We start from the raw sequence: 21,899 nt of genomic DNA, 5'->3' as shown, positions 1-21,899 counted from the left end.
TTTTCTTTGTTGTTGCGGCGAGGTTAGGGGAAAAGCCCGCGATCGGCAACGCGGCCCGCGGCGCCTCAGCCCATTGCGATCAGATTGTGCCGCGTGCGCCGGTCCGCGACCTCGATGCGATGTGTGACGAAGGCGAACAGCGCCCAGCTGGAATGGAAGGCGACACCGGCCAGAATCACGATGGTTCCGGGAATCGGACCGATCGAAGCGCGGTCCAAGATCGCGCTCATCGTGGTCAGCGGTAGCGGGTGGATCGCCAGCTTGCCGTAATAAGCGATAGCCTGGATCGCGAAGATCCAGCCATAAGTCCGTCGCAGGCGCCGGCCGATCGCTCTGACATAGCTGATGTGATAGCTGGGGCGGCGGTAGTCGTTGGCGAGCAGGTCGGTCCAGGCTGCGTTCGGTGTGGGGCCCTCGCCGCGGATCATCGGTGCGTAGAAATCGGTTTCGAGCAACCGCGCCCGGGCGCGCCAGACGTTGAAATAGCGATAGCGCCGCGCCTCGAATAGCAGGAATACGGTCACCAGCAGTCCGACCAGGACCATCGGCAAGGGCGAGGCTTCCGCACTGCTGTAGGTCGCCGACAGCGCGATCCCGGTCGTGACCACCGCCCAGTTGGTCGAACTGTCGAGACGGGTGCGCCAGACCGTGCTGCGATAGACCTCGCCACGATAGAGATGGGCGAGTGCACCGATCTCGGCGGCAGTGAATTCGAGCCTTCCGGCCTGCACCGGCTCCGGCTCGCGCGGCTGGGGCAATGGCATGGCGGCCTCCGGCGAAGCTGGCTTACGATCCCGGAGCATAGCGCGAAATCCGCGCGACCGGCGAGTCCGTTGCGTCCGTCGGCTTGGTTGGCAGCATCAGTCCGGATGCCGCACCGCCGCTCACACGATCCGCGAGGTCTTGTTGCCCCAATAGCGGTCACGCAGCAGGCGCTTGTAGAGTTTGCCGGTCGGCAGCCGCGGCAGCTCGGCTTCGAAATCCACCGAGCGCGGCACCTTCTGGCGCGACAGCGAGCCGGCGCAGAACGCGATCAGTTCCTCGGCAAGCTCCGGCCCCGGCGCGATGCCGTCGACCGGCTGCACCACCGCCTTCACTTCCTCGCCGAGATCGACATTGGGCACGCCGAACACCGCGGCGTCGGCGACCTTGGGATGGGTGATCAGGAGGTTCTCGCATTCCTGCGGATAGATGTTCACGCCGCCGGAGATGATCATGAAGGTGGCGCGGTCGGTGAGATAGAGGAAGTTGTCGTCGTCGACATAGCCGACGTCGCCGACCGTGCTCATGCTGCCGTCGGCCGAGCGCGCCTCGCAGGTCTTGGCGGGGTCGTTGAAATATTCGAATGGCGTGGCGGTCTTGAACCACACGGTGCCCGGCGTTCCCTTGGGGCAAGGCTGCATGTTCTCGTCGAGGATATACAGATCGCCGAGCAGGACCCTGCCGACGGTGCCGCGATGCGCGAGCCACTCCTCGCTGTTGCAGGCGGTGAAGCCGAGCCCCTCGGTCGCGCCGTAATATTCGTGGATGATGGGGCCCCACCATTTGATCATGTCGTCCTTGACCAGCGCCGGGCAGGGCGCGGCGGCATGGATCGCGATCTCGAGGGTCGACAGATCGTAGCGGGCGCGAACCTCCTCGGGCAGTTTCAGCAGGCGCGAGAACATGGTCGGCACCAGCTGGCTGTGGGTGATGCCCCATTGCTCGACCAGCTGCAGATAGCGCTCCGGGTCGAAGCTCTCCATGATGACGACCGTGCCGCCCATCCGGATGGTGAGATTGACCGCGGCCTGCGGCGCCGAGTGGTAGAGCGGCGCCGGCGAGAGGTAGACCATGCCCTCGCGGTAGTGCCAGAGCTTGGTCAGGAAATCGAACAGCGGCAGGTTCTGCGATGGCGGCTGCTCCGGCAGCGGCCGCACGATGCCCTTGGGCCGGCCGGTCGTGCCGGAGGAATACAGCATCGCGGTGCCGGCAAATTCGTCCGCGATCGGCGTTGACGGCAGGCCTGCGGTGGCCTCTCGCAGTCCGACAATGCGATCGCTCTCGCTTTCGCCGTCGACCACGATGCAGAGCTCGACCCGCAGGCACTCCTTCAGCGCCTCGCGCGCGATGTCGAGCTTCAGCTTCGAGGTGATCAGGATCCGCGACTGGCTGTTGGTCAGGATGTAGGCGAGTTCGCCCGCGGTGAGGTAGGAGTTGACGCAGGTGAAGTAGAGCCCGGCGCGCTCGCCGGCGCCGCAGGCCTCGAGGTAGCGGTTGTTGTTCTCCATGAAGATCGAATAATGGTCGAGCCGCCGCAGTCCCTGTTTGCAGAACAGATGCGCGAGCCGGTTGGAGCGCGCCTCGAGCTCACGATAGGTGACGGTCTCGCCGGTCCCGGCCATGATGAAGGCGGGTTGCAGCGGGCGCAGGTAAGCATGCTTGCCGGTATACATCGAACTCCAGATCCCCCTTGATCGTGCTTGTTCTTGTTTGACGCGTTTTCTTCACGCGAACCGGTACCCACTTCGCTCGAAAGCGCTCTATGCAGCCATCTCCAGAATCTCGCGAACCTGGGATGGATCGTCGATCTTGCGCGGATTGCGCGGCACCCAGGGCGTTCGCATCGCTTGCTTTGCGATGCGGTCGAAATGCTCGGGGCCGACGTGGATCTCCTGCAGGCTGCGCGGCATGCCGAGGTCGCGGATGAAGAGGTCGAGCACGTCGCCGGCGTCCGCGCCCGCATGTCCCATTGCGGCCGCGACCAGCGCGTGCCGGTCGGCATTGTCGCGCTTGTTCCAGCGCATCACCGCGGGCAGCATCACGCACGAGGTATAGCCGTGCGGCACGTCGAATTCGGCGCCGAGCACGTAGCCGATGCCGTGGCTCGCGCCCATCGGCACGCCCGAGGCGAGCGGGCCGGTGGAGAGCCAGGTGCCGATCTGGCAATCCATTCGCGCCGAAATATCCTTCGGGTCGGCTTTCACCCGCGGCAGGCCGGCTGCCAGCATCTCGAGTCCCTTCAGCGCCTGCGCGTCGCCGTAAGGATGCGCCTCGCGCGAGCAGATGCCCTCGACGCAATGGTCGACGGCACGGATGCCGGTCGACAGGAACAGCCATTCCGGCGTGTGCACCGACAGTTCCGGATCGAGGATGGTGGCACGCGGCATCACCAGCGGATGGCGCAGCATCTCCTTCTGCCGCTTGGCCTCGTTGGTGACGCCGGCGATCGACGAGAACTCGCCGCCGGCGATGGTGGTCGGCACGCTGATCTGGCGCACGGTCGGTGGGTTCATCGCGGGCGAGACGCCGCCATGGGTGCGGATCGTCTCGATGCCGTCGGACGTCGTGACGTTGTTGGCGAGGCAAAGCTGCACCGCCTTGGCGCCGTCGGTGATCGAGCCGCCGCCGATCGTGACGATCAAATCCGCTTTCGCGCCGCGCGCCTGCTCCGCCGCCGCGATCACCGCGGCGCGCGGCGTATGCGCCGGCATCTTGTCGAAGGTGCCGACGCAGCGGCGCCCAAGCGCCGCGCGAACCTTCTCGATCTCGTCGGTCTCGCGGTTCAGCGTGCCCGACACCATCAGAAAGGCGCGCTCGGCGCCAATCCGGTCCAGCTGCTCGATGATGGCCTCACGCGCGGGCCGCCCGAACACGACCTCGTCCATGGCACCGAATACGACACGGCCTTGATGCAAGCGCCTGTCCTCCCTCAACACGGTCCGCCTTGCTGGCGGACCTTTGCGGCGAGGTTAGCGGAGGAAATCGGGGCCGTCATCAGGGCTGTGGGCCGGTGGTTTGATACGGTCGCGCCGCCCATTCCGCTGTCGTCCCTGCGAAAGCACTAGTGCATCTACACGTTTGTCGGGCCATTTGCGAGGATTTGGAAGCGGGCCATTCCGGTGTGGAAGGTGATTGGTCCAGGTGGACGGTGGGAGGCGTAGCCGGTCCATCCGCCGAGTTTTGCGATGATCCATGCCGCCCAAGCAAGGGTGTTGGGGCGATGGTGGTTTTTCTGAAGCTCGGTGCGACCTTTCATGGTTTTGTTGATGGCCCTGAGCGTCTCGATCTCTTCTGCGGTGAAGACAAATTCAGCCGGCAATTCTTCGCCACTGTTGCGGGCCTGAACGAGTTGAATGACGATACATGCCGCTCTGGTGGCGACCGCCACGAGCTTGATCAGGCCTTCGGCGCTCTCGATCTGACTATCCTCGATGCGCAAACCCTGGCTCTTCAGCGAGCGAAAGAGTTGCTCAATGATCCAGCGCTGGCGGTACCAGGAGACGATCTGCCAGGCGTCTTTAACGGTGGCGACCGGATAAGTGGTCAGGAGCAGCCAGCGAATGGGCTCCGCACCTCTCGGCGGATGCAACTCGACCACTTCTACGAAGCTGAGTTTGATGCCCTCCGCCAAGTCGGTGACGCCGGGCCTCTGCGGCCGCTTGAGCACGACGGTTCCGAAGCGCATCGAGAGATGGGCCTGCCGGCCGCGCCGATCCATTCGCTGCGGCAGATCGATCACCGCGTTGTCGCAGAAGCGGCTCCGCTCGACCGCCTGATAAAGTGTGTCGCCATCGACCAGCGCATGGTCGTGCATGGCACGCGACAGAAGATGGACATTCTCAGCTGGCGTCAGCGCCCAGTGAGCAAAGAAATCCCCCTCGCGGTCGTTGACGACGGTGATCATGTCGGGCATCTGCCAGGACGTCGCGGCCTTGCTCGGCGGCCGTCACCCAGCGCGCCGACTCCTTGTCGGCCAAGGCGCGCCGCTCATGCGGGATTTTTACCTTGCCTTTGCGCGTCCAAACGTTGCCGCCAGTAAGGCCAAGACAGACCCCGCTGTCGGCATCCACCGCCATCATCGCATGCAACAGCACGCCGCGAGCATTGCCCTTGCCGACTTTGCCCAGCCCGCGCCGCCGTCCCGCCTGGGTCTGGAACTTGACCTCGCTCGTATCCTGGATCGCCAGCACATGACGCCCGCTGACCGCAGTCCGCGTCTGCGTGCTCCAGCCCTCAATCAATTTATCGATCGTGACTTGGGGGTTGTTCACAAACCGCCAGAACGCCATATTGGCAGCCCAATCGCCCCGGGCCATCTGGCGCAAGCAGACGCTGCGCGTGCAAAGCATAGCCCGGAGAAGCGTCGCCCCCTTTTGTCGAGACGAACGTCCCGAACTCACCCAAAGACAAATCCGGCTGCATCGCTGGCGCTCCTTCGAATCAAAGCGCCAGTGAGAGAATCATACAACATGCTGCAGAGACGCCACTTCTTGCTGCACCGAGTCAATCTGTCGCGCCCCAAAACCGTGTAGACACGCTAGTGCGAAAGCAGGGACCCATAACGACAGGGTTGCGTTGTTGAAGTGAGCTGTGGCCCGCGCGCTGGCTAAACAATTGGCATCGGTGGTTATGGGTCCCGGGTCGCGCGGAGCCTGTCATCGGGCGGCGCTTCGCGCCGACCCGGTGGCTTGCCCGGGACGACATCGAATATGTGGCACTCGCGTGAGTCATACATCCGCATCCTCGCGGCGCGCTGCATCCGAGTCTTGCGTTTACTTGCCTCCCCCTGGAAGCAGAGGGCGCCCCGGAATGACGGTGAGAGCTTCAGGTCGAAATCGGATGACCGACAGAAATCTTGACGGCAACATCGCGGCATGTGTTACACCTCGAAAGCAACAGGGACGTGCGCATGACATCGACCGTCGATCTCGCGAAACTGCATATTGACGACTTCACGCCGCATCAGGAAGCGGAGTTCGAGATGCAGGCGGAGAGGGATCGCGTCGTGCCGCTGAAGCTCGCCAAGGTCGAGCCCGCGGGCAACAGCGGCCGGCCGGGTGGCCCATTCTCGCTGCTGTTCACGGCGCCGAAGGGCGCGTGGCTGCCGCAGGCGATCTATCCGGTGCGCCATCCGGCATTGGGCGTGATCGAGATGTTCCTGGTGCCGATCGGTCCGGTCGCGGACGGCAATGGTTATCAAGCGATCTTCACCTGACGCTCTGCCGCCCGCCAGCGCATCAGGTCGTAAACGCCCTTGTCTTCCTCGGTGATGAAGCCGAGCCGCCGGTAGAGCCGCATCGCCGGGTTGAGCTTCTCGACGTGGATCGAGACGTCCTTGCCGGCGGCCTTCGCCTCGTCGATCGCGTCGCGCAGCAACGCTTCGCCGTAGCCCCTGCCGCGATGCTCGGGCAGGAAGGCGATGTCGATGATGCGGTGCTGGCTCGGCCAGCGTTCGAGATAGAACCGGCCGACGTCTTCACCCTGGCGCGCGATCACCAGCCAATCGGCGTTCGGATAGTGCTGCTGGTAGTGCGCGTGCTGGGCGCGGAATTGCTGCTCGAGAAAGGCAGCCTTGTCGGCCTCGCTCCACGGCACCGGCGCAAGTTCCTCGGCGCGCGTCGAGGCATAGAGGCGGCCGAGGAACGGCAGGTCCGCCTCCGACAGGCGGCGAAAGCCGCAACCGACTTCGGCCGCGCGCGCCCAGCCGAACGCGGGCATGATGGTGCCTGGCGCTTCGAGAGCCAAAACGAGCTCAGCCTCGCGCCGGGAAGACGCCCTGCAGTGCGATGCAGAAGTTCAGCGTGAGGTAAGGCTGCATGTTGTTATGCGGAAGGTTGCCGCCCGTCATGCCGATCATGGTGGCGTTCATCTGCGTCAGCGTTGGCGCCGGGCTCCCGGGCACGTAGGCGAACGCGTTGGCCGATTTGCCGAGGATGCGGGTCGGGCTCGGGACTTGAACGTCGGCCGTGTCCTGCGTACCGACGTTCACGGGGTGGTTGTGCTGCGGTATCTGGTTTTGCAGCAGCGTCACATTGGGAGAGCCGGTGGTCTCGCCGAGGTCATACAGCGACAGCCCCGGGCCCTGTCCGGGCGCCAGCGGCGCGTTGCCCTGCATGTTGGGAAGCGCGAAATTCGAGGTGCCGTTGCCGCCATAGGTGACGCCGAGCAGCGAAAACAGCGCCGTGTTCTGCGAGATCGGCAGGATCTGGCCGCTGCAGAAGGCCCAGCCCTTGGGAGCGAAGTTGAACGGAAAGATGCGGATTTCGGCGACGAAGGGGTCGGCCATGGTGTCGCGCTCCTAGCCCTGGCTCGGGAAAATGCCGGACAGCGAAATGATGAAGGTGACGCAAAGCAGCGGCTGCAAATTGCTGTGCGGCAGGTTTCCGCCGGTATTCGTCAGCATTCCGCCTGCCATGAGCCCGTCGGGCGGCTGGCCGTCGATATACATCGCGATTGTGCCGGTCGTCTGATCGAGAATATTTCCCTGCGGGTTCGACGCGGTGCCGGTCTGCTTCGCGGCGATGAAGGCGTGCGAATGCTGTGGGATCGTCTGCGTCGTGAGTGTTACGTTTTCGACGCCGCCAGTCTGCCCCATGGCATAGGTCGTGCCGCTGCTGGCGGTGCCCGTGTGGATTGGCACACGGCCGCGCAGATCGGGGACCGCGAAGGTGGATTGGCCATCGCCGCCATAGGTGGTGCCGATCAGATTGAACAGCGCGTCGTACTGGGAGATCGCCAACAGGCTGCCGTCACAGAAATTCCATCCGACCGGGGCAAAGCTGCCGCCGAACATACGGATTTCGCCTAAATAGGATTCTGACATCGGCGCTTCTCGTCAATTCTGCGAGGGGAAAATGCCCTGTAGGGCAATGCTGAAATTGATCGTCAGGAACGGTTGCATGTTCTGATGGGCCTGGCTGCCGCCGGCATTGCCCACGGTCAATGGATTGAGCGGGGTGATGTCGGTCGTCGACGTGCTGTAGCCGTTGTTGAAGGCACCGAGATAGGCCCCCGAATCGAGCGGCTGGCTACCGTTGCTGTTGGTGGCGTTGGCCAAATGATTGTGCTGCGCCATCTCGTTGATCGTGAGCGTGTGGCTCTCCTCGCCGCCGCGTTGGCCGAGCGTATAGCCGGGGCCCATACTTATCGGCACCCGGCCTCGAAGGTCGGGCAGGCCAAAAGTGACGCGCCCGTCCCCGCCATAGGTCGTACCTAGCAACGAGAACAGTGCCTGATTCTGAGCGATGGGAAGCAGTTGGCCGTTGCAAAATGCCCAACCCTTGGGCGCAAAGCCGAACGACATCATGCGGACTTCGGAAAGAAACGGATCGGCCATCGGTCCTCCGCGAATACGTCGTACGATTTGTGAAAAATTCGAAGCAATGATGCTGCGTGTGCAACGTCTGCACGATAGCGTGTTTTGTGGCTAGTGCAACCTCAACGATTGTCTGGTTTCCGCGATTTTTTCGATTCCGCGGCCGCGCGAGCCATTCGCAGTTCGCGACGAGACGGTATCGCTGCTGACGGGACCGTTGTCACGAATCGGACATGTCCAAGCGGACATCATGAGGCGATTGAAGTTTGCCGGGTCGACGGAAGCGCGGATCCCATCCATCTGAGGCAAGCCTGCCGGAACGCTTCGGCAGGCGTTGTGTAGTCGATACGGTGCCCGGTCAGACGATCAGGTCATGGTGCAACTGGGCGTGGTTGTCGGTCGGCGTGCCGCCCATGGCGGCAAACGTCGCCTCATGGCCGACCCACCATGGGGTGCCGGCATTGGCGTGCCCGCTGAACAGATCGGACCAGGTCTGGGTGTTCGCGGCCAGGTCCGCGTGGCTCGTGCTGGCCTGCGACGGCGTCTGGGTGAACGACGAGAAGTCGAAGCCGTCGCGGTTCAGAGTCGAGGATGTGTTGCTCTGCATGGGCATCGCCTTCGCCGATCCCACGTTGGCCTGCGTGACATCCGCGGCGGTTGGGAGCCGCCGCTCGCCGTCGGTGAGACTGATATACATCAGGTCGTTGGCATCGGATGACGACGTCAGGTCGGGGAGGCCGAGCACGTGTCCCAACTCATGGACCACGGCGGTCAATAGATCGAGATGACCGGCTGCGGCCGTCGACGAATCGGTCTGCAGATCGGAGCCGGAAGCATTGAGCGCGTGGGGGAACTCAAAATTGTCAAACGGTGTCGAATCGACGAACCAGCCATGGCCGGCGGCATCGGCATCGATCGTAATGTGGCCGGCGCTTTCCAGGCCGACCACCTGGCCGGCGAGATCAGCGACGCTGAAGGTGACGGCATGCAGCGCGGCCAGTTGATCCGCGTCCACGCCAGCCTTTGCCCATTGGGTATTGGCCGCCGAGACGACCGAGTCGAGCTGGCTTTGCGTCAGGTGGGTTTCACCCGGGGTCGCGACGGCGGCCTGCACGCCGCCATCCGCGGCGAGCAGCGGCGACGAGCCGAAGCCGTTGGTGCTGCCCGCCGTGACGCTGATGGTCGGCGCCGTGGTGACCGTATTGTGCGCCAGGACGTAGCTCGAGATTGCGGCGGTATCGGTCGCGCCGCCGCCATAGGACGAGCCGTCGCCCGCGTGCAGGCCGACGGTGGTGGCAAACCGATCGCGCAGCCGGATGTCGGTGCCGGTCGCGCCCGAACCGAGGAACTGATTTTCCTGGGCGCCGGTGCCGCCCAGCGTCAACGAGACGCTCTGCGCATCGCCCGCGACCGTGCCGGCATTAAGTTCGAAGCCATGAGCGCCGAACGCACCCGGGTTGGACACCGTGTTGCCCATGACGATCGCGGTCAATAGGGCGTTGCCGCCGTTCGCAGCGTCACCGGTCTGCAGTTCGATTCCGTCGTTGTTGTACTGATACAGATGATTGTTGGTGATCGTGACGCTGGAATTGGCCCCGCCCATCGTGACGAAGCCGATGTCACTGCCCTGGGCGGAGCCGCTGTTGGCGACGCCCGCGACGCCGATCGTGTTGGAATCGATCGTGCCGTTGAACGAGCTTGCTCCTGATCCCGTGCTGATGCCGAGCGCGGTGCCGAGGGCATCACGCATGGTATTGTTGGCGATGTTGAAGGTCAGGTTGGCGTGGTCGCCGGTCCCGCCGGAGCTGATGGTGATGCCGCCGCCGCCCGAGACGATATTCTGGTTGTTGTTCGAGAAACTGTTTCCGTTCAGCACGAGGTCCGAGTTGACGCCGCCGTGCAGATCGAGCTGGAACAGGTCGCCGCGCGCCGACGTGAATGTCGAATTCTGGACGGTCGCGTTGAATGTTCCGTCGGTGGCCTGGAACACCAGGGCATCGCCCGAGCTGTTTCCGGCCGCCGAATTGGTCGCGAAGGTCGAGCCGGTAATGGTGATGCGGTTGAGTGTCTGACCGCTGTTGTTGAAGACGTGGAACGCATCGAGCGCTGCGCCCGTGAAGGTCGAATTCGTTACCGACGCCGTGCCGGACAGGCCGGTGAAGTAGACGTCGCCCTCGCCGATGCCGCCGACGTTGGTGCCGTTGGTGCCGGTCACCGTGGTGTTGCCGAGGGTAAAGCCGGTGACGCTGGTGCCGACGATGCCGTAGTTCTGGAAGTCGTGCATCGCCAGATAGGACAGCTGAACGTCCTTGGTGTTGTTCAGATAGACGCCGCTGCCCTGCGTGGTGCTGCCGTCGGCGCCGGTCTTGTTGGCGATGGTGCCGCCGCTGCCCGCCGTCGAGCCGTCGCCGGTGATGTGCAGGCCGCCGTTGCCGGCGGCGGTGCCGGTATTCGACAGGATGATGCCGTTGTTGGACCCGCCGCTCGAGGTGATGCTCTTGAGGATGAAGTTGGACGAGCCGATCTGGGTGTTCTCGACATCGAGCGCGGTGCCGGTGCCCGACGTGATGGAGTTGTTGGTGCCGGTCAGCGTGATGGTGCCGCCATGGGTGAAGCTCATGCCGGTGCCGCTGGCAGTCTTGACCGTGATGTCGGACATCGTGACGGTGCCGACATTGTTGTTGTCGTCGCTGATGCCCATGCCGGTCGAGGCCGAGGTATCGATGCTGACGCCGCTGATGCTGTGGCCCGAGGTGCCGAGCAGGTCGATGCCGTTGTCGGCGCCGGTCACCTTGATCACCGGATCGGTGCCGGTCGCAGTGTTGGCGGTCACCACGGCGCCGGTCACCGGATTGGTGAACGTCAGGGAGTGACTGCCGCCGACCAGGTTGACGCCATTGGCGAGGTTGATGCCGTTGGCCTCGGTATAGGTGCCGGACCTCAGCACGACATAGTCGCCAGAGCCGGCCGGATTCGCCGCGTTGTAGGCGGCGATCGAGGTGTATGGATCGGCCGCGGTGCCGAGATTGGCGCTGTTGGCCAGCGCCGTGGGCGAGTTGTCGATATAGAACACCTGCGGGACGACGCCGACGTGGAAGGTCTGGGCGCCCGACGTGAGCGGCCCGCCGGTGCCGGTGTTGCCGTTGTCGTTGATGTTCAGCGTGACGGTATCCGAGCCGGTGAAGCCGTCGTCGCTGTTGTATGTCAAGGTCGCCAGCGCGGTGTTGACCTGTGCGACGGTGCCGGTCAGCGTCACCGTGTGGCTGCTGTTGTTGGTGGAGCTGGCGAGCCCGGCGGTATTGAAGGTCAGGTTCGCATGGCTTGAGGCAATCGTCGCCGTGACGTTGCCGCTGGCGGCATCGATGTCGGCGACCGAAAGTCCTGAAATCGCGAAGTCGGTGTGCGAGAATGCCGTGCCGATCGAATTGTCCGCCGGCACCGACGCGGTGGGTCCGTCGTCCACCGCGGTGACGCTTCCCGTCGTCGATCCCGTCCCGGTGTTGCTGCCGCCATTCGCGGTACCGCCGTCATCGTGCACAGTCAGGCTGTAGGAGCGCGCGGCGGTGTCGGGGTTTTCGCTGGTGTTGTTGAACTGGATCAGGTCCAGCGCCGCATTGTAGTGCGCAAGCGTGTCGGTACCGGTGAAGCTGATCGTTTCGGTACCGGCGGTGCTGGTGATCTCGAAGTGGATGCCGCCGATATCGCCGCTGTTGCCGGCGTGGCCTGCGATCGACAGCGCATCCGACGGCTTCAGATTGTTCAGAACGAAGGTCGCATCGGTCAGGTTATTGCCTTCGGCGTCCGTGATCGTCAGGTTCGGCGTGATCGTGACCGGCGTCGAGTTCGCTGCCGGCGTGCCGTTCGGCGGCTCGGAGAAGCCGGTGATGGCACCGAAGCTCACGACCGGCGCATCGTTGACCGGCGTGACGTGGATGGTCGAGGTCGAGGTGTTGCTGCTGTCGGTGCCGTCGGTGACCGTAAAGCTGACGGTGCGATCCGCCCCGGATGGGTTGTCGCTCGAGTTGAAATAGGTGATGGAATCGAGCGCGGCCTTGTAGTTGGCGACGCTGGCGGAGCCGGTCAGCGTCAGCACGCCGGTCCCGGAATTGTACGAGCCGGTGATGCCGTTCTGGTTGACGAAGCCCAGCACGTCCTGGCCGGCGGCGAAGCCGCCGGTGATCTGCACCGTAGCGCCGGTCAGATTGGCGCTGTCGACGTCGGTCACGTTGACCGACGCATCGATCACGGTCGCGGCCTGGTTTTCGGTGTAGTTCAGCGTGCCGCCGGCGGTCGTGACCGGCGGATCGTTGACCGGCGTGACGTTGATGGTGCCGGTGACCGGCGTGGAGGTCGCCGTGCCGTCGTTTGCGATGATCGTGACGGTGCGCGCCAGGCCCGACGGGTTGTCGCTGGTGTTCTGATAGGTCACCGAGGCGAGCGCCGCCTGATAATCGGCGACGCTGGCGGTGCCTGTCAGCGTCAGCATGCCGGTTCCCGCATTGAACGAGCCGGTGATGCCGTTCTGGGACGTAAAGGCGAGGACGTCCTGACCGTTCGCGTAGTTGCCGGTGATCTGCACCGTCGCGCCGGTCAGCGTAGTGTTGTCGACGTCGGACACGATGATCGCCGGGTCGAACGCGGTCGCGGCCTGGTTCTCGGTGTAATTGAGGGTGTGACCGGCGGTGACGACGGGCGGGTCGTTGACCGGGGTGACGTTGATGGTGTCGGTGACCGGCGAGCTGTCGAGCGTGCCGTCATTGGTCGTGATGGTGACGGTGCGCGCCAGCCCGGACGGATTGTCGCTGCTGTTGATGTAAGTCACCGACGCCAGCGCGGCCTGGTAGTTCGCGACGCTGGAGGAGCCGGTCAGCGTCAGCGATCCGGTCGCGGCATTGAACGAGCCGGTGATGCCGTTCTGGTTGGTGAAGCCGAGGACATCCTGGCCGCTGGCATAGTTGCCGGTGATCTGCACCGTCGCGGACACCAGATTGGCGTCATCGCCGTCGGTGACGGTGATCGCCGAATCGATCACGGTCGCGGCCTGGTTCTCGGTGTAGTTCAGCGTGTGGCCGGCGGTGACGACCGGCGCCTGGTCGACCACGACGGCGATGGTGAAGGTCTGCTGGCTGTGCAGCGTACCGTCGCTCGCATCGACCGTGACGTCATAGGACGGGTCGGCAATGTTGATCTTGCTGGGATCGGCGACCGTGATCTTGCCGGTGGTCGCATCGATGGTGAAGCCGCCGCCGGAAGTGTCGCCGACCAGCGAATAGGTCACGGCGGGGCCGTTGACGTCCGTCGAGGATGCCGTGACGCTGGTTCCCGCGCCGACCGGTGCGTTGACCGCAACGCGGTTGGCGCCGGCGTCGGCATCGACCGGGGTCGACGGCGCGACGTCGGTGACGGCGATGGTGAAGGTCTGCGAGCTCGTGAGCAAACCGTCGCTGGCCTGCGCGGTGACGGTGTAGGCGTGCCCGGCCGGGCTTTCGTAATCGATCTTGGAGCTGTCCGCGACGGTGATGACGCCCGTCGTCGCGTTGATGGTGAAGCCGCCGCCGGAGGTGTCGCCGATCAGCGACCAGGTCACGGCCGGGCCGTTGACGTCGGTTGCCGCCGCGGTGATGCCGACGGTCGAGCCGTTGGCAGCGCCTTCGGCGATCGTGTTGGTGCCGGCGTCGGCATCGACCGGGGTCGACGGTGCGGCGTCGTTGACGGCGATGGTGAAGCTCTGCGAGCTCGCCAGCGTGCCGTCGCTGGCCTGCGCGGTCACCGTATAAGAATGGGTCGGGCCGCTGCCCTCATAATCGATCTTGGTCGGGTCGGCGACGGTGATGACGCCGGTCGTCGGGTCGATGGTGAAGCCGCCGCCGGAGGTGTCGCCGATCAGCGACCAGGTCACGGCCGGGCCGTTGACGTCGGTCGCATGCGCGGTGATGCCGACCGCAGTGCCGGCGGCCGCGCCTTCGACAACGCTGTTGGCGGCGGCGTCGCCGTCGACCGGCGTCGATGGCGCAACATCCGCGATGTTGATGGTGAAGGTCTGCGAGCTCGCCAGCGTGCCGTCGCTGGCTTGCGTGGTGACGGTGTAGCTGCCGCCCGAGCTTTCGAAATCGAGCTTGCTCGAATCGGCGACCGTGACGACGCCGGTTGCGGCATTGATGGTGAAGCCGCCGCCGGAGCTGTCGCCGATCAGCGAATAGGTCACGGCCGGACCGTTGATGTCGGTCGCCGACGCGGTGATACCGACGGTCGAGCCGTTGGCTGCGCCTTCAATGACGGTGTTGGCGCCGGCGTCGGAGTCGACCGGGGTCGACGGCGCGACGTCGGTGACGGCGATCGTAAAGGTTTGCGAGCTCGCCGTCGTGCCGTCGCTGGCCTGCGCGGTGACGGTATAGGAATGGGTCGGACCGCTGCTCTCGTAATCGACCTTGGTGCTATCCGCGACGGTGATGACGCCGGTTGTCGCGTCGATGGTGAAGCCGCCGCCGGAGGTGTCGCCGATCAGCGCATAGGTCACCGGCGGGCCGTTGACGTCGATCGACGACGCCGTGACACCGACGGTCGAGCCGTTGGCGGCGCCTTCGGCGATCGCATTGGCGCTGGCGTCGCTGTCGACCGGGGTCGAGGGCGGGGCTTCGGTGACGGCGATGGTGAAGGTCTGCGAGGTCGCAAGGGTGCCGTCGCTGGCCTGCGCGGTAACGGTATAGGCGTGGCCGGGCGCGCTTTCGTAATCGAGCTTGCTCGGGTCGGCGACGGTGATGACGCCTGTTGTCGCGTTGATGGTGAAGCCGCCGCCGGAGCTGTCGCCGGTCAGCGAATAGGTTACCGCCGGGCCGTTGATGTCGGTCGAGGATGCGGTGACGCCGACCGTGGTGCCGACGGCCGCACCTTCGACGACGGTATTCGCGGCAGCATTGCTGTCGACCGGGGCCGACGGCGCAACGTCGGTGACGTTGACGGTAAAGGTCTGCGTGCTGGTCTGCGTGCCGTCGCTGGCCTGCGCGGTGATCGTGTAGGCGTGGCCGGGCGCGGTTTCGAAATCGACCTTGGTGGGATCGGCGACGGTGACGACGCCGGTCGCGGCGTTGATGGTGAGGCCGTGGGCATCGCCGACCAGCGAATAGGTCACGGTGCCGCCATTGATGTCGGTGGCGTGCGCGGTGATGCCGACGGCGGTGCCGATGGCGGCGCCTTCGACCACTGTGTTGGTCGCGGCGTCAGAGTCGGTGGGAGCCGACGGCGGGGCGTCAGTCACGCCGATCGTGAAGGTTTGCGTCGTCGTGGTCGCGCCACTCGTCGCCTGCACCGTGATGGTGTAGGCGTGGCCCGGCGCGCTCTCGTAATCGAGCTTGTTCGGATCGGCGACGGTGACGACACCCGTCGTGGCATTGATGGTGAAGCCGCCGCCGGAGGTGTCGCCGGTCAGCGAATAGGTGGTTGCGGGGCCGTTCGGATCGACCGCGGAGGCGGTGATGCCGACCAGCGTATTGACGGCAGCGCCTTCGACGACGCTGTTGGCGGCGGCATTAATGTCGACCGGGGTGCTGACCGCCACGTCGTTGACGTTGATCGTGAAGCTCTGCGAGCTGACGCCGCCATGGCCGTCGCTGGCCTGGACCGTGATGGTGTAGGCGTGGCCCGGCGCGGTCTCGAAGTCGATCTTGGCGGAATTGGCGACGGTGACGATGCCGGTGGTGGGATCGATCTTGAAGCCGCCATTGGAGGAATCCGATGTCAGTGAGTAGGTGACGCCGGGGCCGTTGACGTCGGCCGACGACGCGGTGATGCCGACCGAGGTGTTGACCGCGGCGCCCTCGTTGACGGCGTTGGCGGTGGCGTTGCCGTCGGTCGGTGTCGAGGGCGGCGCATTGCTGACCGCGATCGTGAAGCTCTGCGACGAGACGAAGATACCGTCGGTCGCCTGCACATTGACAACGTAGCTGCCGCCGGAGCTCTCGAAATCGACCTTGGAGGGATCGGCAATCGACACGACGCCGGTATTCGGATCGACCTTGAAGCCGCCATGCGAGGAATCGGACGCCAGCGAATAGGTGACCGGAAGACCGATCAGGCTGGTGGATTGCGCGGTGATGCCGACCGATGTATTGGCTGCGGCGCCCTCAACAACCGTGTTGGCGCCGGCATTGGCGTCGGTCGGAGGCGACAGGAAGCCGGGCACGGGCGGCCACGGCGTGCCGGGAGGACAACCCAGGTAAAGATATTGCAGACCATACGTATTGATGAACGCCTGCGCGGCCGGATCCAGAATGATATTGCCGCTCGGATCGAGATGAAGCTCGGGGCGGGTTAAACCACCGATTGTATAGGCAGGTATGGTCGTCATGAGCACTCCCGCGATCGGCGTGAAAGCCGATCAACTAACTACAATTTTTGGGGACGACGAGGTGTGAAGGAGTTCACACGTTGAGGTTGACTACTTGCGATCCGAGATCGCACCGGTCCGCTCGCAATATGCGGACACCGCGACGGTTGCGGAGTCCCGACATCAGCAAGTTCAAATGCGCTTGCCATTACGTAATCGCTTCCACTCACTCACGCCGCGAGAAAAGCCCAATGAATGTTCGAGAAAAGCGCGGCGGCCAAGAAAATTTACCGGTTGGCAACCACGACCGTATTGTCGATGCTTCCGAGTGTCAATGTGTGTCCACGTGACACCGCGCCGTTAACCACGATTCGGCCATGCAGCGGGAGGTAGAGTGTGGGAACTCGACCATTTTTAATCTTGTGCGACCCCCGGTGGTTTCTGCGCCGCAGGCGGAATTGTCGTTGTGTGACGAACATGTGTCGGTGATTCGCCTTGGGATTGATTCCCGGCAAGCCGTCTGTGATCTCTCCTCACCCGAAAGGCCAGTGAATCTGTCCCTTCCTGTCGTCACGGCTTCGCGATCACGTCGTAAGGCTTTCAGATTGCGCAACTATTCGCTTGATCCGGCGGCCATCTTGAACAGACTGGGGAGCGGCTACATCTGTGACGTCCGCTGCCGCGACATTGCGGTGGTCCATCCGCGTTGAATCACCGCAAGTTTAATTGCGACTTTCGTAGCCCTGCACTGATCCTTGGGGAGAGGGAATTGAGTTCGATTGACAGAACGGGGCGTGTGGCTCCGGTGACCGGCGTCGAGCGTCATTCGCTTCGCCGCCATGCCTCGCGTGGCCCGTCGCTCAAGCCTTGGCTCGGCCTTGCGCCGATCGGGCTGCTGGCCGCGCTGGCGCTCGGCGGCTGCGACAACAAGAGCGCGCAATCGCAGGCCGCGCCTCCGCCGCCACCCGTGACCGTCGCGCAACCGGTCAAGCGCACCGTCACCGACTGGGACGAGTTCACCGGCCGCTTCGAGGCGATCGAGGAGGTTCAGGTCCGCGCCCGTGTCGGCGGCTTCGTCAACAGCGTCGAGTTCAAGGATGGTGCGATCGTCCACGCCGGCGATCTGCTCTACATTATCGACCCGCGGCCGTTCGAGGCGGTCGTGCTGCAGGCCGAAGGCCAGCTGGCCGACGCGCGCGCCAAGGGGGAGCTTGCCAAGCGCGATCTCGAGCGCGGGCTGAACCTCGTGCAGACCAGCGCGGTCTCGGAGCAAGTCGTCGATCAGCGCCGTCAGGCGTTGCAGGCGGCACGCGCCGCCGAGACCCAGGCCGAGGGCACGCTGAAGGCCGCGCAGCTCAACGTCGAATTCACCCATGTGCTGGCGCCGATCACCGGCCGCGTCAGCCGGCATCTGGTGACTCCGGGCAATCTCGTGCAGGGCAGCGAGGGCGGCGCGACGCTGCTGACCTCGATCGTGTCGCTCGATCCGATCTACATCTATTTCGACGTCGACGAGGCGACCTATCAGCGCAATAGCAAGCTGTGGTTCGAAGGCAGGCGGCCGAGCTCGCGCGACACCGCGAACCCGGTGCAGGTGACGCTGACCGGCGAGACCAAGCCCTCGCATGAAGGCAAGATGGACTTCCTCGACAACCGGCTCGACGTCTCGACCGCGACGCTGCGCAGCCGCGCGATCATTCCGAACAAGGATCTGTCGGTCCTGCCCGGCCAGTTCGGCCGCGTCCGTATCATCGGCTCCTCGCCCTATGAGGCGCTGTTGATCCCGGACAGCGCTGTTGCCACCGACCAGTCGCGCAAGATCGTGTTCGTGGTCAAGGACGACAACACGGTGGAAGCAAGAGCGGTCACGCTCGGGCCGCTCGACGAGGGCTTGCGCGTCGTCCGCGAAGGCCTCAAGGCGGAGGATCACGTGATCGTCGACGGCTTGCAGCGCGCCCGCGTCGGCGCCAAGGTGACGCCGAAGATGGCGCAGGCTCCGGCGGATTCCAAGCCCGCCGCAGGCGACAAGCCCGCGGCCGCTGACAAGCCCGCCTCAGGTGCCAAACCATGAATCTCGGCAGGCTCTCCATCAACCAGCCCATCCTCGCGATGGTGCTGTCGATCGTGCTGCTGATCGTCGGCGCGATCGCCTATCCGACGCTGCCGGTCTCGGAATATCCGCAAGTGGTGCCGCCGACCGTCGTCGTCACCACGCAATATCCGGGCGCCTCGGCGCAGACCGTGTCCGACACCGTCGCCGCGCCGATCGAGCAGGAGATCAACGGCGTCGAGGACATGCTGTATCTCTACAGCCAGGCGACGTCGAACGGCCAGCTCACCATCACAGCGACCTTCAAGCTCGGCACCGACCTCGACAAGGCCCAGGTGCTGGTGCAGAACCGCGTCGCGATCGCGCAGCCGCGGCTGCCCGAAGAGGTGCAGCGCAACGGCGTGACCACGCGCAAGAACTCGCCCGACATCCTGATGGTCGTGTTCATGCTGTCGCCCGATGACACGTTCGACCAGCTCTACATCTCCAACTACGCGCTGCTGCAGGTCCGCGACCAGCTGTTGCGGCTCGATGGCGTCGGCGACATCCAGATGTTCGGCGCGCGCGATTACTCGATGCGGCTGTGGCTCGATCCCGACCGGATCGCCAATCTCGGTCTGACCTCGACCGAGGTGCTGGCGGCGATCCGGGCGCAGAACCTGCAAATCGCCGGCGGCCAGATCGCCGAGCCGCCGATCGCCGATCGCGCATTCCAGCCGAACCTCGTCTTCACCGGCCGCCTCAAGGACATCAGGCAGTTCGAGGACATCGTGGTGAAGGCCGGCTCCGACGGCCGCACGGTACGTCTGCGCGACGTCGCCCGCGTCGAGCTCGGCGCGCTGTCCTACGCCACCAACAGCTTCCTGCTGCGCAAATCCGCGGTCGCCCTGCTGGTGACGCAACGGCCCGGATCGAACGCGCTCGCCACCGCCAAGAGCATCTCCGACACGATGGAGCGGATGAAGGCGAGTTTCCCGAAGGGGCTCGACTACAATATCGGCTACAACCCGACCGAATTCATCGCCCAATCGGTCCACGAGCTGATCAAGACGATCTACGAGGCCATGGCGCTCGTCGTCATCGTGGTGCTGGTGTTCCTGCAGGGATGGCGGCCTGCGATCATCCCGATCATCGCGATCCCGGTGTCGCTGGTCGGCACCTTCGCGGTGATGGCGGCGCTCGGCTTCTCGATCAACAATCTGACGCTGTTCGGCCTCGTGCTGGCGGTCGGCATCGTGGTCGACGACGCCATCGTGGTGGTCGAAAATGTCGAGCGGCATCTCGAGCACGGCATGAGCAGGCGCGACGCTGCGCTCAAGACCATGGAGGAGGTCGGCGGCGCGCTGGTCTCGATCGCGCTCGTGCTGTGCGCGGTGTTCGTGCCGACCGCCTTCCTCGGCGGCATTTCCGGGCAGTTCTTCCAGCAATTCGCGGTCACCATCGCGGTCGCGACCGCGATCTCCTGCTTCTGCTCGCTGACGCTGTCGCCGGCGCTGGCCTCGCAGATCCTGGTGCCGCATGAGGAGAAACGCCCGCCGGCGCGCTGGAACATTATCGCGCGCGGCTGGGACAGCTTCACCGCGCTGTTCAACCGCGTGTTTGACCGGCTCGCGCACGGCTATGCATCGGTGGCCGACTTTGTGATCCGGCATACGGTGGTGATGCTTGCGCTCTACCTCGTACTTATCGGCAGCGCCGGCTGGCTGCTCGCGACCACCTCGCAGGGCTTCATTCCGGCGCAGGACCGCGGCTACGTCATCATCTCGGCGCAGCTGCCGGGCGCCGCGTCGCTGGCGCGGACCACCGCTGTTGTGCGCGAGATCGAGCGGATTGCGCTGGATACGCCGGGCATCGTTCGCGTCGCGGCTTTCGCCGGCTTCTCCGGTGCGACGCGCACGCAGCAGGGTAACGCCGCGGCGCTGTTCCCGGTATTCGACGAGCCGGAGGCGCGCCTGAAGAAGGGGCTGACGGCGAACGCGATCACGGCCGAATTGCGCAAGCGTCTGTCGGTGATCCAGGGCGCCTTCATCATCGTCATTCCGCCGCCGGCCGTGCCCGGCATCGGCACCGGTGGTGGCTTCACCATCCGCGTCCAGGACCGGCAGGGGCGCGGACCCGAACTGCTGGCTTCCGCGACCGATGAATTGGTGACAGCCGCGCGCAAATCGCCGTCTCTCACGTCGGTGTTCTCGCCGTTCACCGCGAACACGCCGCAGCTGTTCGTCGACATTGATCGCGTCAAGGCGCAGAAGCTCGGGGTGCCGATCGCCAACATTAACGACACGATCCAGACCTATTTTGGTTCGACCTATGTCAACGACTTCAACCTGTTCGGCCGCACCTATCACGTTACCGCGCAAGCCGATCTGCCGTTCCGGAAAGACAGCCCCGATCTCGCAAGGCTGCGCACCCGCAACGTCGCCGGCGACATGGTGATGCTCGGCAGCATCGTGGACTTCAAGGACGTCTCGGGACCCGACCGCGTCGCGCGCTACAATCTGTACTCGGCGTCCGAACTGCAGGGTGAGCCGGCACCCGGCGTGAGCTCGACGACGGCGCTCAACACCATCAAGCAGCTCGCCGACCAGACATTGCCGAGCGGCTTTTCGTTCGAGTGGACCGACCTGTCCTATCAGCAGGTGACCGGCGCCAATGCCGGCCTCTACGTGTTCCCGATCTGCGTGCTGTTCGTCTATCTGGTGCTGGCCGCGCAATATGGCAGCTGGACATTGCCGTTCGCGGTGATCCTGATCGTGCCGATGTGCCTGTTCGCGGCCACGATCGGCGTGCGCCTGATGGGCCAGGACGTCAACATCCTGACCCAGATCGGCTTCGTGGTGCTGGTGGGGCTGGCCGCCAAGAACGCGATCCTGATCGTCGAATTTGCACGCGACATCGAGCTCGAGGGGAGGTCGCGGCTGGACGCGGTGATCGAGGCCTGCCGGCTCCGTCTGCGGCCGATCCTGATGACCTCGTTCGCCTTCATCCTCGGCGTGCTGCCGCTGGTGGTATCGACCGGTTCGGGCTCGGAGATGCGGCAGGCGGTCGGCGTTGCCGTGTTCTTCGGCATGCTCGGCGTCACCCTGTTCGGCCTGATCTTCACGCCGATCTTCTACATGGTGGTGCGCAACCTCGCGGAAGGAAAGAACGAGGGCAAGCCGGCCGAGCCCAAGGCAACCGTGGCGGGTTGAGGGCGGCACCCAACGTTCCGCAGCAGCAAGTCCTTCCCCGTCATCCTGAGGAGCCTGCGAAGCAGGCGTCTCGAAGGATGCACGGCCACCGGCCGGGCCGTCGACCCTTCGAGACGCGCGTTCCGCGCTCCTCAGGGTGACGGGAAGCTAGCAAGTGCTGTCGACGCAGCCCATACTTTTGGCTGAGCGGAAAGAGATGGGCAGGCGTGGGGTTATAAAATAATGTCGCGCCGATTTTCCTGATAGAAACTGCTGGGA

At 64.6% G+C, this 21,899-nt stretch carries 13 protein-coding genes; 3 read left to right on the top strand and 10 right to left on the bottom strand.

Annotated features, from left to right (window positions below; translation table 11 throughout):
* Nucleotides 1-65: 65 nt before the first annotated feature.
* The 5 genes from ACVI1L_RS11170 to ACVI1L_RS11150 form a co-directional block, all read right to left on the bottom strand.
* A complete protein-coding gene (locus ACVI1L_RS11170) occupies nucleotides 66-764 on the bottom strand; it encodes a DUF2270 domain-containing protein (RefSeq protein WP_371852193.1) in 699 nt (232 codons plus the stop codon).
* A 120-nt stretch (nucleotides 765-884) separates the two neighbouring features.
* Entirely contained in the window at nucleotides 885-2,435 is a 1,551-nt protein-coding gene (locus tag ACVI1L_RS11165) for an AMP-binding protein (RefSeq protein WP_456782879.1), read from the bottom strand.
* An 87-nt stretch (nucleotides 2,436-2,522) separates the two neighbouring features.
* On the bottom strand, nucleotides 2,523-3,677 hold the full coding sequence (locus ACVI1L_RS11160) for an iron-containing alcohol dehydrogenase (protein WP_456782878.1): 1,155 nt from the start codon (nucleotides 3,675-3,677) through the stop codon (nucleotides 2,523-2,525).
* Between the two features lie 155 nt (nucleotides 3,678-3,832).
* Complete coding sequence (locus tag ACVI1L_RS11155; RefSeq protein ID WP_456782877.1) at nucleotides 3,833-4,666, bottom strand: IS4 family transposase; 834 nt, start codon at nucleotides 4,664-4,666, stop codon at nucleotides 3,833-3,835.
* A complete protein-coding gene (locus tag ACVI1L_RS11150) occupies nucleotides 4,602-5,087 on the bottom strand; it encodes a hypothetical protein (protein WP_456782876.1) in 486 nt (161 codons plus the stop codon). The genes ACVI1L_RS11155 and ACVI1L_RS11150 overlap by 65 nt, the downstream gene beginning before the upstream one ends.
* Nucleotides 5,088-5,671: 584 nt before the next feature.
* Between ACVI1L_RS11150 and ACVI1L_RS11145 the strand changes: the two genes are divergently transcribed.
* The gene (locus ACVI1L_RS11145; protein WP_456782875.1) at nucleotides 5,672-5,977 is read left to right on the top strand and encodes a DUF6916 family protein; all 306 of its coding nucleotides are present in this window, start codon (nucleotides 5,672-5,674) and stop codon (nucleotides 5,975-5,977) included.
* On the opposite strand, the gene ACVI1L_RS11140 is transcribed toward ACVI1L_RS11145, so the two are convergent.
* The 5 genes from ACVI1L_RS11140 to ACVI1L_RS11120 form a co-directional block, all read right to left on the bottom strand.
* Nucleotides 5,959-6,507: an N-acetyltransferase family protein gene (locus ACVI1L_RS11140; protein ID WP_456782874.1), complete on the bottom strand. Its 549-nt coding sequence runs from the start codon at nucleotides 6,505-6,507 to the stop codon at nucleotides 5,959-5,961. The two genes, ACVI1L_RS11145 and ACVI1L_RS11140, sit on opposite strands and share 19 nt — an antisense overlap.
* 7 nt (nucleotides 6,508-6,514) lie before the next feature.
* Entirely contained in the window at nucleotides 6,515-7,048 is a 534-nt protein-coding gene (locus tag ACVI1L_RS11135; RefSeq protein WP_076834877.1) for a phage tail protein, read from the bottom strand.
* 12 nt (nucleotides 7,049-7,060) lie between these two features.
* Nucleotides 7,061-7,585 (bottom strand): phage tail protein, encoded by a 525-nt coding sequence (locus ACVI1L_RS11130; protein WP_456782873.1) that lies wholly within the window; start codon nucleotides 7,583-7,585, stop codon nucleotides 7,061-7,063.
* 12 nt (nucleotides 7,586-7,597) lie between these two features.
* Nucleotides 7,598-8,098: a phage tail protein gene (locus ACVI1L_RS11125; protein WP_225162022.1), complete on the bottom strand. Its 501-nt coding sequence runs from the start codon at nucleotides 8,096-8,098 to the stop codon at nucleotides 7,598-7,600.
* A 337-nt stretch (nucleotides 8,099-8,435) separates the two neighbouring features.
* On the bottom strand, nucleotides 8,436-16,421 hold the full coding sequence (locus tag ACVI1L_RS11120; protein ID WP_456782872.1) for a cadherin domain-containing protein: 7,986 nt from the start codon (nucleotides 16,419-16,421) through the stop codon (nucleotides 8,436-8,438).
* Between the two features lie 865 nt (nucleotides 16,422-17,286).
* On the opposite strand from ACVI1L_RS11120, the gene ACVI1L_RS11115 reads away from it, so the two are divergent.
* Both ACVI1L_RS11115 and ACVI1L_RS11110 read left to right on the top strand, forming a co-directional pair.
* Nucleotides 17,287-18,471, top strand: a complete 1,185-nt coding sequence (locus tag ACVI1L_RS11115; RefSeq protein ID WP_229190875.1) for an efflux RND transporter periplasmic adaptor subunit — start codon at nucleotides 17,287-17,289, stop codon at nucleotides 18,469-18,471.
* Nucleotides 18,468-21,641, top strand: a complete 3,174-nt coding sequence (locus ACVI1L_RS11110) for an efflux RND transporter permease subunit (protein ID WP_028344243.1) — start codon at nucleotides 18,468-18,470, stop codon at nucleotides 21,639-21,641. The genes ACVI1L_RS11115 and ACVI1L_RS11110 overlap by 4 nt, the downstream gene beginning before the upstream one ends.
* The last annotated feature ends 258 nt before the right edge of the window (nucleotides 21,642-21,899 follow it).

It is taken from the genome of Bradyrhizobium sp. USDA 4516 (assembly GCF_054055915.1).
The sequence above is the reverse complement of the archived record's forward strand: the minus strand, read 5'-3'. Positions and strand labels throughout refer to the sequence as shown.

Bases quoted from the DNA above. Each gene is read 5' to 3' on its own strand.
- ACVI1L_RS11165 (WP_456782879.1), bottom strand. From the start codon at position 2,435: ATGTATACCGGCAAGCATGCTTACCTGCGCCCGCTGCAACCCGCCTTC.
- ACVI1L_RS11170 (WP_371852193.1), bottom strand. From the start codon at position 764: ATGCCATTGCCCCAGCCGCGCGAGCCGGAGCCGGTGCAGGCCGGAAGG.
- ACVI1L_RS11125 (WP_225162022.1), bottom strand. From the start codon at position 8,098: ATGGCCGATCCGTTTCTTTCCGAAGTCCGCATGATGTCGTTCGGCTTT.
- ACVI1L_RS11135 (WP_076834877.1), bottom strand. From the start codon at position 7,048: ATGGCCGACCCCTTCGTCGCCGAAATCCGCATCTTTCCGTTCAACTTC.
- ACVI1L_RS11155 (WP_456782877.1), bottom strand. From the start codon at position 4,666: ATGATCACCGTCGTCAACGACCGCGAGGGGGATTTCTTTGCTCACTGG.
- ACVI1L_RS11110 (WP_028344243.1), top strand. From the start codon at position 18,468: ATGAATCTCGGCAGGCTCTCCATCAACCAGCCCATCCTCGCGATGGTG.
- ACVI1L_RS11120 (WP_456782872.1), bottom strand. From the start codon at position 16,421: ATGACGACCATACCTGCCTATACAATCGGTGGTTTAACCCGCCCCGAG.
- ACVI1L_RS11130 (WP_456782873.1), bottom strand. From the start codon at position 7,585: ATGTCAGAATCCTATTTAGGCGAAATCCGTATGTTCGGCGGCAGCTTT.
- ACVI1L_RS11145 (WP_456782875.1), top strand. From the start codon at position 5,672: ATGACATCGACCGTCGATCTCGCGAAACTGCATATTGACGACTTCACG.